Origin of the sequence: Escherichia coli DSM 30083 = JCM 1649 = ATCC 11775 (assembly GCF_003697165.2) — a bacterium.
Lineage (GTDB): Bacteria > Pseudomonadota > Gammaproteobacteria > Enterobacterales > Enterobacteriaceae > Escherichia > Escherichia coli.
Genome location: NZ_CP033092.2, coordinates 2,319,159 through 2,334,122, shown reverse-complemented (window position 1 = coordinate 2,334,122; position 14,964 = coordinate 2,319,159). Strand labels below are relative to the sequence as shown.

General features: G+C 50.3%; 14 protein-coding genes and 1 other RNA gene. 5 read left to right on the top strand and 10 right to left on the bottom strand.

Annotated elements, in window-relative coordinates; translation table 11 throughout:
* Positions 1-99: 99 nt before the first annotated feature.
* A complete protein-coding gene (lpp, locus tag EAS44_RS12350; RefSeq protein ID WP_000648420.1) occupies positions 100-336 on the top strand; it encodes a murein lipoprotein Lpp in 237 nt (78 codons plus the stop codon).
* Positions 337-398: 62 nt separating this feature from the next.
* Here lpp and ldtE read toward each other — a convergent pair whose 3' ends face one another.
* The 10 genes from ldtE to ydiJ all read right to left on the bottom strand — a co-directional run bounded on the left by ldtE (position 399) and on the right by ydiJ (position 11,364).
* Positions 399-1,403, bottom strand: coding sequence for a L,D-transpeptidase LdtE (gene ldtE / locus EAS44_RS12345; protein WP_000817124.1), 1,005 nt, complete (start codon positions 1,401-1,403; stop codon positions 399-401).
* 148 nt (positions 1,404-1,551) lie between these two features.
* Positions 1,552-1,968 (bottom strand): cysteine desulfuration protein SufE, encoded by a 417-nt coding sequence (gene sufE / locus EAS44_RS12340; protein WP_001196521.1) that lies wholly within the window; start codon positions 1,966-1,968, stop codon positions 1,552-1,554.
* A 12-nt stretch (positions 1,969-1,980) separates the two neighbouring features.
* Positions 1,981-3,201, bottom strand: a complete 1,221-nt coding sequence (gene sufS, locus EAS44_RS12335) for a cysteine desulfurase SufS (protein ID WP_000144575.1) — start codon at positions 3,199-3,201, stop codon at positions 1,981-1,983.
* Positions 3,198-4,469: a Fe-S cluster assembly protein SufD gene (gene sufD / locus EAS44_RS12330; protein WP_000907963.1), complete on the bottom strand. Its 1,272-nt coding sequence runs from the start codon at positions 4,467-4,469 to the stop codon at positions 3,198-3,200. The genes sufS and sufD overlap by 4 nt, the downstream gene beginning before the upstream one ends.
* Positions 4,444-5,190: a Fe-S cluster assembly ATPase SufC gene (gene sufC, locus EAS44_RS12325; protein WP_000948883.1), complete on the bottom strand. Its 747-nt coding sequence runs from the start codon at positions 5,188-5,190 to the stop codon at positions 4,444-4,446. Before sufC ends, sufD begins: the two co-directional genes overlap by 26 nt.
* Positions 5,191-5,199: 9 nt before the next feature.
* Complete coding sequence (sufB, locus tag EAS44_RS12320) at positions 5,200-6,687, bottom strand: Fe-S cluster assembly protein SufB (protein WP_001304330.1); 1,488 nt, start codon at positions 6,685-6,687, stop codon at positions 5,200-5,202.
* Between the two features lie 8 nt (positions 6,688-6,695).
* On the bottom strand, positions 6,696-7,064 hold the full coding sequence (sufA, locus tag EAS44_RS12315; RefSeq protein WP_000367158.1) for a Fe-S cluster assembly scaffold SufA: 369 nt from the start codon (positions 7,062-7,064) through the stop codon (positions 6,696-6,698).
* 548 nt (positions 7,065-7,612) lie between these two features.
* A complete protein-coding gene (gene ydiH, locus EAS44_RS12310; protein ID WP_001296104.1) occupies positions 7,613-7,801 on the bottom strand; it encodes a YdiH family protein in 189 nt (62 codons plus the stop codon).
* A 99-nt stretch (positions 7,802-7,900) separates the two neighbouring features.
* Positions 7,901-8,311, bottom strand: a complete 411-nt coding sequence (gene menI, locus EAS44_RS12305; protein WP_000637986.1) for a 1,4-dihydroxy-2-naphthoyl-CoA hydrolase — start codon at positions 8,309-8,311, stop codon at positions 7,901-7,903.
* Complete coding sequence (ydiJ, locus tag EAS44_RS12300; RefSeq protein WP_000612986.1) at positions 8,308-11,364, bottom strand: FAD-binding and (Fe-S)-binding domain-containing protein; 3,057 nt, start codon at positions 11,362-11,364, stop codon at positions 8,308-8,310. The genes menI and ydiJ overlap by 4 nt, the downstream gene beginning before the upstream one ends.
* Before the next feature lie 213 nt (positions 11,365-11,577).
* Here ydiJ and ydiK point away from each other — a divergent pair, with 213 nt between their 5' ends.
* The 4 genes from ydiK to ydiM all read left to right on the top strand — a co-directional run bounded on the left by ydiK (position 11,578) and on the right by ydiM (position 14,789).
* Positions 11,578-12,690, top strand: a complete 1,113-nt coding sequence (gene ydiK, locus EAS44_RS12295; protein ID WP_000248636.1) for an AI-2E family transporter YdiK — start codon at positions 11,578-11,580, stop codon at positions 12,688-12,690.
* Positions 12,691-12,875: 185 nt separating this feature from the next.
* Positions 12,876-12,983: antisense sRNA RprA (gene rprA / locus EAS44_RS12290), an RNA gene on the top strand.
* Positions 12,984-13,118: 135 nt separating this feature from the next.
* Positions 13,119-13,475 (top strand): YdiL family protein, encoded by a 357-nt coding sequence (gene ydiL / locus EAS44_RS12285; RefSeq protein WP_001298235.1) that lies wholly within the window; start codon positions 13,119-13,121, stop codon positions 13,473-13,475.
* Positions 13,476-13,574: 99 nt separating this feature from the next.
* Positions 13,575-14,789 (top strand): MFS transporter, encoded by a 1,215-nt coding sequence (gene ydiM / locus EAS44_RS12280; RefSeq protein WP_000795578.1) that lies wholly within the window; start codon positions 13,575-13,577, stop codon positions 14,787-14,789.
* Positions 14,790-14,964: the final 175 nt, after the last annotated feature.

Below are 14,964 nucleotides of genomic sequence, written 5' to 3'. Positions count from 1 at the left end.
TAAGTGCCTTCCCATCAAAAAAATATTCTCAACATAAAAAACTTTGTGTAATACTTGTAACGCTACATGGAGATTAACTCAATCTAGAGGGTATTAATAATGAAAGCTACTAAACTGGTACTGGGCGCGGTAATCCTGGGTTCTACTCTGCTGGCAGGTTGCTCCAGCAACGCTAAAATCGATCAGCTGTCTTCTGACGTTCAGACTCTGAACGCTAAAGTTGACCAGCTGAGCAACGACGTGAACGCAATGCGTTCCGACGTTCAGGCTGCTAAAGATGACGCAGCTCGTGCTAACCAGCGTCTGGACAACATGGCTACTAAATACCGCAAGTAATAGTACCTGTGAAGTGAAAAATGGCGCACGATGTGCGCCATTTTTTTGCCTGCTATTTACCGCTACTGCGTCGCGCGTAACATATTCCCTTGCTCTGGTTCCCCATTCTGCGCTGACTCTACTGAAGGCGCATTGCTGGCTGCGGGAGTTGCTCCACTGCTCACCGCAACCGGATACCCTGCCCGACGATACAACGCTTTATCGACTAACTTCTGATCTACAGCCTTATTGTCTTTAAATTGCGTAAAGCCTGCTGGCAGCGTGTACGGCATTGTCTGAACGTTCTGCTGTTCTTCTGCCGATAGTGGTCGATGTACTTCAACATAACGCATCCCGTTAGGTTCCACGGAATATTTCACCGGTTCGTTGATCACTTTCACCGGCGTTCCCGTCCGCACGCTGGAGAATAAAGCTTTAATATCCGGTGCATTCATGCGAATACAGCCCGAACTGACGCGCAAACCGACGCTGTCCGGCGCACTGGTGCCATGAATGAGGTATTCGCCATTACCATGCGCGAGGCGCAGTGCGTAACGTCCTAGTGGGTTATTGGGCCCGGCAGGAACGACTGGTGGTAATTTAATGCCACGCTCCAGCGAACGTTGACGAATGCCCGCCGTAGGCGTCCAGGTTGGGTTAGGGATTTTCTGCCCCACACGCGTTTCCATCACCGGCGTTTCCAGCCCCTGCAAACCAATACCTATCGGATAAACCTGCACGATATTTTCTCCCGGCGGATAATAATAAAGGCGCAGCTCTGCAAGGTTTACAATAATCCCCTGACGCGGCGCATCAGGTAATAATAGTTGTGAAGGAATAGTTATCGTCGTACCGGGTTTTGGCACCGGGGCGATAGTGTTATTGGCTTCAAGGATCAACATTGCCGCAGTATCAAAACGTCGGGCGATGGCCTGAAGGTTTTTATCCCCTTCTTGCACCGTATACGTTTGATTTTGCCCAACCAGTCGACTGCCGGTTGATGGTAGCGGATAATCAACCGCCCAGGCAGCCTGGATGGCGCTAAAAGCGCCGATAAGCGTGAGTGTAAGCAAAGACGCGCGTTTCATTGTAAACCTCCTGTATTTGCCGGAGACTCACGCTGAAACGTCGGATGGCGCTTATGTTCACCTGAAACCAAAACACTCCTGTGCAGGCCAGTGTAAACATTGACCACCCGGCAATGTGAGCCAACCGGATGAAAGCTGTCCCTTTAGTTTAGCTAAGTGCAGCGGCTTTGGCGCGAATTGCGCGAATCATCGCTTCCAGACCTTGTGAGCGTGATGGGGTGAGATGTTGGGTGAGCGCCATTTTTTCAAACCACGGGCGCACATCGAAATTGACAATATCCTGCGGCGTCATTTGATCGTAAAGAATAAAGACGACCGCAATAAGCCCTTTTACAATGGCCGCATCGCTGTCGCCATGTAATTCAATAATTCCCTGCGCATTTTGACGCATTACAATCCACACCTGACTCTGGCAGCCCTGGATGCTATTTTGCGGGCTTTTGTCTTCGTCACGTAATTCTGGCAGACGCTGACCCAACTCAATAATGTAGAGATATTTCTCTTCCCAGTTGGCGCAGCGTAAAAAATTACGCAGCAATTTTTCTTTATCCGGCAATAAAGCCATAGTGCCTCCCTGTTATCCCAGCAGACGGTGAATACGTTGCAGGCCGGTCACCAGACGATCCACTTCTTCATGGGTGTTATACATGGCCAGCGATGCCCGACACATCGCAGGGACGTTGTAATAGGCCATTAATGGCATTGCGCAGTGATGTCCGGTACGCACAGCAATGCCGTAATTATCGAGAAAACTGCCAACATCATAGGCGTGGTGTTTACCGAGATTAAAAGCAATAACGCCAAGCCTGTTTTGTGGGCCATAGAGAGTGAGATCCGGTACAGATTCCAACTGTGATAACGCGTAATGCATCAGATTCTGTTCATACTCGGCTATGTTATTAAGCCCCAGCGCCGAAACATACTCCAGCGCCGCGCCAAGACCAATGATGCCTCCGGTATTGGGTGTACCGGCTTCAAACCGCCATGGTGCTTTGGTCCAGGTAGTGCCTTCACTCAGGCTGACGGTGGCGATCATAGAACCGCCCCCTTCCCACGGCGGCATCTCCTGCAACAAGGCTTCTTTGACATAAAGAATGCCAATTCCGGTAGGGCCATACAGTTTATGCCCGGAGAACACGTAAAAATCGCAATCCAGCGCCTGAACATCCACCGGATGATGCATCACCGCCTGAGCGCCATCCACCAGCACTTTTGCGCCATGTTGATGCGCAAGTGTGATCATCTCCGCCAGCGGATTTTCTGTCCCAAGCACGTTGGAGACATGAGTAATTGCCAGCAGACGAGTTTTCTCATCAAACAGCGTAGGCAGCGTCTCCAGTTGCAGAGTACCGTCGGGGTTGAGCGGGATCACACGCAGCTCTGCGCCAACGCGTGCACAAAGCATCTGCCAGGGGACAATGTTAGCGTGGTGCTCCATCTGACTGATGATGATGTTATCGCCCGCTCGCACATTGCTGTTGCCCCAGCTATTGGCGACCAGATTGATCCCTTCCGTCGTGCCGCGGACGAACACCAGCTCTTCCGCCGAACGGGCATTAATAAACAGCGAAGCACGCTTGCGCACGTTCTCCATTTTCTCGGTCGCCTGGGCGCTTAAGGTATGAATACCGCGATGCACCGCCGCGTAGCCATGACGATAAAACTCAGCCTCGGCATCAATCACCTGGCTCGGTTTCTGCGCACTGGCGGCGCTGTCGAGATAAGCCAGCGGCAAACCGTTTACCTCACGAGAAAGCACCGGAAAGTCGGCCCGCACTTTGTCGACGGAAAAAGTCATCTTGCACCTCCTGGCAGTCGTTGACCGATTCGGGCCAGCACCTGCTGTTTAAGCCCCTCATCACGCAGTGCTTCCGTCAGTTCGGCAGCAAAGGCGTAAATGATCATCTGCTGGGCATCTTGCTGATTGATCCCGCGCGAGCGCAGATAAAACATCTGTTCGTCATCAATACGCCCCACCGTCGCGCCGTGGCTGCATTTCACATCATCTGCATAGATTTCCAGCTGCGGTTTCGTATCCACTTCCGCCAGTTTGCCCATCAGCAGATTATTGTTGGTCATCTGACCATCCGTTTTGATGGCGTGCTGCGCGACGTTGATCAAACCGTTAAATACCGCGCGGCCTTTGTCGCTGACGATAGTTTTGTGCAACTGTCGGCTGTTACAAAAACCTTTATTGTGTTCCAACCAGGTACGAGTATCACACACCTCGTTTTTCACCGGCATCGCCAGGCTATTGATCCGCAGCGTGCTGTTTTCGCCATTGAGTTGCGTACTGGTGTTGTGTCGTAACACTGCGCCACCCAGCAGGAAACTGTGGCTAAATGCGGTGGCATCGTCAGCCAGCAACAAATCGTTATGAGCAAAGTGGTGACTGAGCGGGTTTTCAAACGCCAGCTTGATATGCTGCAAATGGGCGTTCGCTGCGACGTTGATAGTGAACCGTGCGCCGGTGAAGTGACGAGCATCATTAAGGCTGACAAAATGTTCGATCACCGTTGCTTCGGCACCTTCCGCCAGATCCAGATGATGCCGGTAATGGGCAGTATTCACCTCTTCACCTGCCACGCCCTGGGTGATATGCATTAACAGCAATGGCTTTGCCGGCCGTTGACCGCGCTTCACGGCGATATGCGTCACGCTTTGTGCCAGGCTTTCCGTCAAATGCAGAAACACTTCCGCCTGAATAGCGTCGGGTAACCCCTGACGGTCGTCGTTAATGCTCACTTCATATCCGCTGCCTTCAGTTGCATCGCTCAGTGCGGGCACGTAACGTCCATCGACAAACACCAGCCGCACGGCGTCTAATGTTAACGCTAAGGCATCACGCTGCTGTGGGGATATCTCCCCCGCAATGCTGACAAACTGGCTATTGGTCAGCCCGTCCAGCGGCGTATATTTCCAGTTTTCATGTTTACGTGTCGGCAGTCCGGTACGCAGCAATTGTTGTAAATGCTGCTGTGCTTGCGGGGAGCGTTTCGCCCCTTCAGCTTCAAACAAATGATGCCACTGTTGCAGTGCGTTACTGCTGTTCGGTAAGCCAGCCATAACCCTGCTCCTCCAGTTGTTTGACCAACGTGAAATCGCCGGATTTCACAATTCGTCCCTGATACAGCACATGGACGTAATCAGGCTTGATGTAGTCGAGAATGCGTTGGTAGTGCGTAACAATGATGAATGAACGCTTGCCGTCACGCAGCGAGTTCACGCCATCGGCAACCACTTTTAATGCGTCAATATCCAGCCCGGAGTCTGACTCATCAAGAATGCATAACTCCGGTTCCAGCACCGCCATTTGCAAAATATCGTTGCGCTTTTTCTCGCCGCCGGAAAAACCAACGTTTACCGAACGGGTTAATAAATCTTCCGGCATCTTCAGGGGAGCGATTTTCTCTTCCATCAAATCCTGAAAATCAAAGCGGTCGAGCGTTTCCTGCCCACGATAGCTGCGCACCGCATTAAGTGCCGTTTGCAGGAAAAACTGGTTACTGACGCCGGGAATTTCCACCGGATACTGGAAGGCCATAAAGATGCCTTCACCTGCACGATCTTCCGGCGACAGCGCAAGCAAATCTTTGCCTTTAAACTCAACCGTGCCGCTCGTCACTTCATAATCTTCTCGCCCGGCAAGCGTTGCCGATAAGGTACTTTTGCCCGAACCATTGGGCCCCATAATGGCGTGAACTTCGCCGGGACGAACGTCGAGGCTTAATCCACGCAGGATAGCTTTATCTTCCACGCTGACGTGTAAATCTTTAATACTTAACATGTTTATTCCTTATCCGACGCTGTGTTCAAGACTGATGGCGAGGAGTTTTTGTGCTTCAACGGCAAATTCCAGCGGCAGTTCCGAGAACACGTCTTTGCAAAAGCCGTTAACAATCATCGAGATGGCATCTTCTTCGCTGATCCCGCGTTGCAGGCAGTAAAACAGTTGATCTTCACCAATACGTGATGTCGTTGCCTCGTGCTCCAGCTGAGCGCTGTTATTGCGACATTCGACATACGGGAAGGTATGCGCCCCACAATTAGCGCCAATCAGCATTGAGTCGCACTGAGTGAAATTGCGCGCATTGGTTGCCGTCGGCATGATTTTCACTAAGCCGCGATAACTGTTCTGACTATGTCCGGCAGAGATCCCTTTCGATATAATGGTCGATTTGGTGTTTTTACCGATGTGGATCATCTTGGTGCCGGTATCCGCTTGCTGATGACCGCTGGTCAGAGCCACTGAGTAAAACTCACCAATGGAGTTATCGCCGCGCAAAATGCAGCTGGGATATTTCCACGTAATCGCTGAGCCGGTTTCTGATTGCGTCCATGACATTTTGCTGTTTTCGCCTTCGCACAAAGCACGCTTGGTGACGAAGTTGAGAATACCGCCGGTGTTGTTATCGCCAGGGAACCAGTTTTGTACCGTGGAATATTTCACCTCGGCGTTTTTATGGATGATGACTTCCACCACCGCCGCGTGTAACTGATAGCTGTCACGCACCGGAGCGGAACAGCCTTCAATGTAGCTAACGTAGCTGTCTTCGTCGGCCACCAGAATGGTGCGCTCAAACTGCCCGGTTTTTTCCGCGTTAATGCGAAAATAGGTGGAAAGTTCCATCGGGCAACGCACGCCTTTAGGCACATAAATAAACGTACCGTCAGAGGCTACCGCCGCATTAAGTGCGGCAAAGAAGTTGTCATTCCCCGGCACCACGGTGCCGAGATATTTACGCACCAGTTCCGGGTGATCGTGGATCGCCTCGCCAAAGGAACAAAAAATAATTCCCTGCTCCGCCAGTTTTTCGCGATAAGTAGTGGCAACCGAAACAGAGTCGAAAATGGCATCCACTGCCACCTCTTTGCCTTCCCGCACGGGAACGCCCAACTGCTCAAACGCCGCCTCCACCTCTTTACTTAAAAAGGCGTTCGCGCCAGTTTGCTGCACCGCGCCGGGTTCAGACGCGCAGTTGTCGTCACAATTACCGCACGATGGTGCCGAGTAGTAGCTGTAATCCTGATAATTCAGCTTGTCGTAGTGCGCTTTCAACCAGTGCGGTTCTTCCATCTCCAGCCATGCGTGATAGGCGTTGAGACGAAACTCCAGCATCCACTCCGGCTCATTACGCTTCGCCGAAATTGCGCGCACCACCTCTTCGTTTATCCCCTTTGCCAGCTCATCGGTGGCTAACTGGGTGAAGAATCCTTCTTTATAATTCAGCGGGCCGCCGGTCCAGGTTTTGACATCGTCAGTTGCTTCAGTATTACGAGACATAGTACCGCCTATACCCCAAAGCTTTCGCCACAGCCACATTCATTCTGGGCTTTAGGGTTGTGAAATTTGAATATCTGATTAAGTCCTTCGCGAACGAAATCGACTTCCGTGCCATCAATAAAAGGCATCGCTTGCAGCGGGACAAACAGCTTCGCGCCGTCGTGTTCAAACAGCAGATCGTCTTTGTCCGGCTCGCTAACACTGTCGAGCACATAGCCAAAGCCCGCGCAGCCTGTTTGCTTAACGCCTAAGCGCACGCCGATCATACCAGGCTGCTTTGCCACCAGTTCGCGGATGTGTATCGCCGCTGCGGGTGTCAGCGTTAAGCCTTGCCAGGCGAAATCCTGTGGATTAAAGGTTCCTGAATGCATGTCCATCGATTTACCTCACTTCATCGCTTTCAGCGTATAACAGCATGTTAGTGATAATGATTATCAGTTCAACCCAGCAAACGCAGGGGCTTTAGCGTAAAACATGCTTTTTACCTGCTTTTAATAAGCATAGACCCTGATTTGTGGGTTAACAGGCACGCTAAGAATTAGGTATCTCATTGTTAGATAATGATTATTATCTAAGGAGCATTAAGGCTGTGATGAAAAAGAAAAAGTTGCATTGAAAATGACTATTTAAGGGATAGGTAAAAAAGAGCAGCGTTCAGAAATAAGAAAACCCTTAAGTCTGTGCGACACAGGCTTAAGGGTTTCTACCCCATCCGGCGCTTATCTCCGGCACTCACAGTGGCTTAGCTCTTGAAGGGGCGATAAGGATAATCTCATAAAGCTAACCCACTGTTTTAACACAAACTGCGATTTGTATTATTTTTGAACGTTATCAGGCGGGTAGATAGGCTGTATTAAAAAGGCCCTCGAACCTGGACGAAGATTAATCCAGGCCGATTTGGCGAACTCGCGACATTAAATCAGGATCAATGCACGCCCAGACGCCAGGCGAAGTAGATTTCTTCTTTTAATTCAGCAGAAGAGAGAGTAAGCAGGTCAGCAAATTCAAGTTCTAATTGTTTCAGACGCTTGAGATATTGGGCAGGTGAAAGATTGCTTTGGTCACGGCGTAAAAATTCAATGGCCAGTTGGGTGGGATCAAGTTGAGTAGACATAGCATCCTCGCTTTTAGACAAGACCTGCACAGTATACCACCGTTTACTGTGCAGATAATAACCAAAAGCAATATGCGTCACACTTTTCTGGTGACAACGTCACAAAATAGCGGTCGTCAATCGTGACGAACAGCACAAACGCCCTTTCTCATCGAAGATTTCAATCTGCCAGACCTGGTGACGCGAACCGAGATGCAACGGTTTGCATACGCCGCGCACCCGCCCTTCTCGTGCCGAGCGGACGTGGTTAGCATTGATTTCCAGACCAACCACTTTTTGCTCACCTTCGGTACATAAATAACCGGCAACGGAACCGATACTTTCGGCCAGTACCACAGATGCACCTCCATGCAGCAACCCGAAAGGCTGCTTTGTCCGTGAGTCTACTGGCATTGTCGCTTCAAGGGTGTCATCACCAATATGTTCAAAGCGAATATCCAGCAATCCCACCATGTTTCCTTCCCCCATAGCATTCAGTGCTTCCAGGGTGATTTTTCGTTTCCATATCATTTAATAATCTCCAGTAAAGCCTGCACAGGATGGCGTACCCCTGTGCCTTCAACCCGTTTTACCTGACTACGGCAGGAATATCCGGTCGCCAGACAGCGGTTACGCGGCAGTCGCTGCATAGCCTGATGCCAGGATAATTCATAGATCCTGAGTGAATTTTTATGGTTTTTCGCTTCATGTCCGTAAGTCCCTGCCATGCCGCAGCACCCCACGCTGACATTTTCCAGTTTCGCGCCAAAACGGGCAAATATTGCCGCCCATTGTGCTGGCGCGCCTGGCAAGGCGGTAACTTCGGTACAGTGACCAAAGAAATACCATGATTCACCGCTGACTGTAGCCACTGGCTGTGAGTCAAGTGCGCTTGCCAGCCATTCATTTGCCAGTAAGACGTTAAACTCGCCACGCTCCTCGCCCAGAGCCAGTTTATATTCATCGCGATAACAAAGTACCAGCGCCGGGTCGACGCCTACCATTGGCATACCCAGCTTCGCCATACGGTTGAGGAAATCCGCCGTCTTTTTCGCCGTCTTCGCAAAACGATTAAGAAAACCTTTGATATGCTGGGCTTTTCCATTTGGCGAAAATGGCAGTAACACGGGCTGGAAACCTAATTTTTCGACCAGACGGACAAAATCCGCCACCACTTGAGCATCGTAATAGCTGGTAAAGGGGTCCTGCACCACCAGCACCGTGCGCGCTTTCTGCTCTGCATTGAGAGCTTCAAGCTGTTCCAGCGTCATGTTTGCCGAGCGATGCCCCACCATTTGTTGTTGTAGCGAGGGGACCGACAGCAGCGGCAAATCAACCATGCCGATATGTTTTTCCGAGAGTTTGCGCACCAGCGGCTGGTTAATGAAGAAGTTAAAGGTTTTCGGCGCGCGTGCCATCAGCGGTGCGTAACTCTCAACCGTAGCGACGAGGTGGTCGCGCAGCGGGCGTAAATAACGGGTGTGATAGAGTTGCAGGAAACGAGAGCGAAACTCCGGCACATCAATTTTGATGGGGCACTGAGTCGAACAAGCTTTACAGGCCAGACAGCCCGACATCGCCTCTTTGACTTCGTGTGAGAAGTCATATTCGCCTTTATTCGCATGCCAACTATTGCGCGTGCGGGCAATTAACGTCCGCAAACTGACGCCGGATTCAGGCAGTTCTTGTTCCAGTTTGAGTGGGTCAACGCCGCGATCCGCCAACAAACGCAGCCATTCACGTACCAGCGTTGCGCGCCCTTTCGGTGAATGAATCCGGTTCTGGGTGATCTTCATCGACGGGCACATCGGACTACGAGCATCAAAGTTGAAGCATAAACCGTTGCCGTTACACTCCATTGCACCACGCCACTGCTGGCGTACCGCAATGGGGATCTGTCGATCGAATGTACCGCGCTTCACCGCGTCCACTTTCATCATCGGCGCATCGAGACCTTCTGGCGGGCAAATCTTCCCGGGGTTGAGTCGGTTATACGGATCAAACGCCGCTTTCACTTTACGCAGTTCTGCAAAAAGTTCCTCACCAAAAAACGCCGGGCTGTATTCGGCGCGAAAACCTTTGCCGTGTTCGCCCCACAACAAACCACCGTATTTCGCGGTAAGCGCCACTACATCATCAGAGATTTGCTTCATCAAAATCTCCTGTTGCGGATCGCACATATCCAGTGCTGGACGGACGTGCAAGACACCTGCGTCGACGTGACCGAACATACCGTAGCTTAAGCCGTGGCTGTCGAGCAGCGCGCGAAATTCAGCAATATAATCCGCCAGGTGTTCCGGCGGTACACAGGTATCCTCAGCAAACGGAATTGGCTTAGCAGCACCTTTGGCATTGCCAAGCAGACCAACGGCTTTTTTGCGCATCGCATAGATACGTTCAACACCCGCCAGCTCGCGGCACACCTGCCAGCCGATCACTCCTGCCTGTTGGCTGGCAATCAGCTCATCAAGCCGCACACAGAGTGCATTAACTCGCTCGTCAATCAGTGCCTCATCATCACCGGCAAATTCCACAATGTTCAGCCCGAGCATCTCTTTATCAGGCACATCGGTAATCAACTCGCTGACGGAATGCCAGACAATATCTTCCCGCGCAAGGTTGAGCACTTTTGAGTCCACCGTCTCTACCGAAAGCGCCCGCGCCTCAACCATAAACGGCGCGTTACGCAGCGCGGAGTCAAAAGAGTCATATTTGACGTTCACCAGACGGCGTACTTTAGGCAAGCGCGTAATATCCAGTCGCGCTTCGGTAATAAAGGCCAGCGTCCCTTCTGAACCCGTCAGAATGCGCGTCAGGTCGAACTCGGTCATCTCATCGTTAAAGACATGACGCAGATCGTAACCGGTAAGAAAGCGGTTAAGCTTGGGGAAGTTGTCGATGATTAACTGGCGTTGCTGACGGCAACGTTGATAAACCGTGTTATAAATTCGCCCGATTGTGGTATTGGATTTACCCAGCGTTTCCGCCAGTTCGACGGGTAAAGGTTGCGTATCGAGAATATCGCCCCCCAACAACACCGCGCGTACGCCAAGTACGTGATCTGACGTTTTGCCATAGACCAGCGATCCCTGACCGGATGCATCGGTATTGATCATCCCGCCGAGCGTTGCCCGGTTGCTGGTCGAAAGTTCTGGCGCAAAAAAGTAGCCAAAGGGTTTCAGGTACTGATTGAGTTGGTCTTTAATCACCCCGGCCTCAACGCGCACCCAGCCCTCTTCAGGGTTAATTTCGATGATGCGGTTCATATGGCGGGACATATCAACAATAATCCCCTGGTTGAGCGCCTGTCCGTTAGTGCCGGTGCCGCCGCCGCGGGGGGTAAAGATCAACGATGAATAGCGTTCCTGCGCGGCAAGACGGGCGATCAGCGCTACATCTGCGGTTGAACGCGGAAATACCACCGCATCGGGGAGAAGTTGGTAAATACTGTTGTCAGTCGACATTGTCAGACGATCGGCATAACTTGTCGCCGTATCGCCGGTAAAACCCTGTTGCTCCAGCTCTTGCAAAAAATTAAGCACCAGTTGAACGACGCCGGGTGCCTGGGAAATCTGTGGAATCATTATATTGACCCTTTCCTGCGGTCTGTGATGAGAGATTAATCGTTTGCGTGTTGCCTGAGTTGTTGTACCACATTTTTTTCTTACACGCCCATCAGAATTAAGGGCAGAATCGACCTGTTAAAAACCGCTGAAATTGCTCATCATTATGCAGGTGAGTTTCGCGTGTTCACGTCGCGTCGACGATTTGACGCACAAAAAAGGTGAAAAGTAGTTATGGTAAATGTTCGTCAGCCCAGGGATGTCGCACAAATTCTGCTTTCGGTGCTGTTTTTAGCCATCATGATTGTGGCATGTCTGTGGATTGTACAACCCTTTATTCTCGGCTTTGCATGGGCCGGTACAGTGGTTATCGCCACCTGGCCGGTATTGTTACGTTTGCAAAAGATCATGTTTGGTCGCCGCTCTCTCGCCGTTCTGGTGATGACGCTGTTATTAGTGATGGTGTTTATCATCCCTATTGCTTTGCTGGTTAACAGTATCGTCGACGGCAGCGGCCCGCTAATTAAAGCCATTTCCAGTGGTGACATGACGTTACCCGATCTGGCGTGGCTTAATACCATTCCGGTGATTGGCGCGAAGCTATATGCAGGCTGGCACAATTTGCTGGATATGGGGGGGACGGCGATCATGGCGAAAGTCCGTCCTTATATTGGCACCACCACCACCTGGTTCGTTGGGCAGGCGGCGCATATCGGGCGCTTTATGGTGCATTGTGCGCTGATGCTTCTCTTCAGCGCCCTGCTGTACTGGCGCGGTGAACAGGTGGCACAAGGCATTCGCCATTTTGCAACCCGTCTGGCAGGCGTTCGCGGAGATGCCGCCGTGCTGCTGGCGGCACAGGCTATCCGCGCGGTGGCGCTGGGTGTGGTGGTGACGGCGTTAGTACAGGCAGTGCTTGGCGGTATCGGCCTCGCCGTATCCGGCGTACCTTATGCAACTTTGCTAACGGTGTTAATGATCCTCTCCTGCCTTGTCCAGCTTGGACCGTTGCCGGTACTGATTCCGGCGATTATCTGGCTCTACTGGACTGGCGATACCACCTGGGGAACGGTATTGTTAGTTTGGAGCGGTGTGGTTGGCACGCTCGATAACGTCATCCGCCCAATGTTAATTCGCATGGGTGCCGATTTACCGCTGATCCTGATCCTCTCTGGCGTTATTGGTGGTTTGATTGCTTTCGGGATGATCGGTCTGTTTATTGGTCCGGTTCTGTTAGCCGTTTCCTGGCGTCTGTTTGCCGCGTGGGTGGAAGAAGTCCCACCGCCGACGGACCAACCGGAAGAAATTCTCGAAGAACTTGGCGAAATCGAGAAACCGAATAAGTAATTTCTCATCAGGCGGCTCTGCCGCCTGATTGTTAACCCCTGCTAATTGATATTTGCTTGCTCTTCCCCATATTTTCCTGCTTACCGCTATTCAGCTGGTAGTACCTGTCGCAAATTCTTTACAGTTTTTAAACTAATGAGACGAATCTGATCGACGCAAAAAGTCCGTATGCCTACTATTAGCTCACGGTTATAAATCAACATATTGATTTATAAGCATGGAAATCCCCTGAGTGAAACAACGAATTGCTGTGTGTAGTCTTTGCCCATCTCCCACGATGGGCTTTTTTTTAACATTTTTCCGCTTCGCTACCTCGCCCCTCACTCTTTCCAATAATGTTGCACAAGATACTGTGACTCTCTTCAAGCCGTCAGCAGGCTGATAATGTTATTTATATTTTATTGTTTATTTCATGCAGCCATTACACGATGAACGCTTATGAACTCCAGGCACTTCGCCATATTTTTGCCATGACTATTGATGAATGCGCGACCTGGATTGCCCAGACCGGTAACAGTGAAAGCTGGCGTCAGTGGGAAAATGGCAAATGCGCCATTCCTGATTGTGTAGTCGAGCAACTGTTGGCTATGCGTCAGCAACGAAAAAAACATCTTCATGCCATCATAGAGAAAATAAATAACCGCATCGGCAACAACACCATGCGTTTTTTCCCCGACTTAACCGCGTTTCAACAAGTCTACCCTGATGGCAATTTTATTGACTGGAAGATCTATCAATCGGTAGCCGCTGAATTATATGCACACGATCTGGAGCGGCTTTGTTAATTTCTCCACAGAAAGGAATTGTCGTTGTTACAACAATAATGAACGGATACTGACACAACATCGCTACACTTTTTAAAGCACCTTTGCTAAGTAGAACCTATGAAAAATCCCTATTACCCTACCGCACTTGGGTTGTATTTTAATTACCTGGTGCATGGTATGGGCGTCATTTTGATGAGCCTGAATATGGCCTCGCTGGAGACGCTTTGGCAGACTAATGCCGCGGGCGTCTCGATAGTTATCTCATCACTGGGCATTGGTCGATTAAGTGTCTTGCTTTTTGCAGGATTATTATCCGATCGCTTTGGTCGCCGCCCTTTTATCATGCTCGGGATGTGCTGCTATATGGCCTTCTTTTTTGGCATCCTGCACACCAATAACATCATTATCGCTTATGTTTTTGGCTTTCTGGCGGGAATGGCAAACAGTTTTCTCGATGCAGGCACCTATCCCAGTTTGATGGAAGCTTTTCCACGCTCACCGGGTACAGCCAATATTTTAATTAAAGCATTTGTTTCCAGCGGACAATTTTTATTACCGCTAATTATCAGCCTGTTAGTGTGGGCTGAACTGTGGTTCGGTTGGTCCTTTATGATTGCCGCAGGCATTATGTTTATTAACGCTCTGTTTTTATACCGTTGTACGTTCCCACCCCATCCGGGTCGTCACTTACCTGTCATAAAGAAAACCACCAGCTCTACGGAACATCGCTGTTCAATTATCGATTTAGCCAGTTATTCCCTATATGGCTATATCTCAATGGCAACGTTTTATCTGGTTAGCCAGTGGCTGGCACAATACGGACAATTTGTCGCTGGCATGTCATACACCATGTCGATCAAATTACTCAGTATCTACACCGTGGGTTCGCTGCTGTGTGTATTTATTACTGCTCCACTCATTCGTAATACCGTTCGCCCAACAACATTACTGATGCTGTACACCTTTATCTCATTTATCGCCCTGCTCACCGTCTGCCTGCATCCCACATTTTATGTGGTGATAATATTTGCTTTCGTCATCGGTTTTACCTCCGCAGGCGGTGTTGTACAAATTGGCCTGACGTTAATGGCGGAACGTTTTCCCTACGCTAAAGGAAAAGCAACGGGGATCTATTACAGTGCGGGCAGCATTGCAACATTTACCATTCCGTTGATTACGGCTCATCTTTCGCAAAGAAGTATTGCCGATATTATGTGGTTCGATACCGCCATCGCTGCTATCGGCTTTATACTGGCACTGTTTATTGGCTTACGCAGTCGCAAAGAAACGCGGCATCACACGCTAAAGGAAAATATCGCTCCGGGTGGGTAATGCAATATTCTTTTCAGGTTATGCAAGATCTTACGGATAAATAACTCTTTCTGCGCTAACTAAGGAAAATCGCGATCAAAAACAAACTATGACATGCAATATTCCTGGAAACATAAACTTTATGCCATGTACCCAGGGAAAATCATCTTCAGTATAGTAATTATGTAAACCGTCG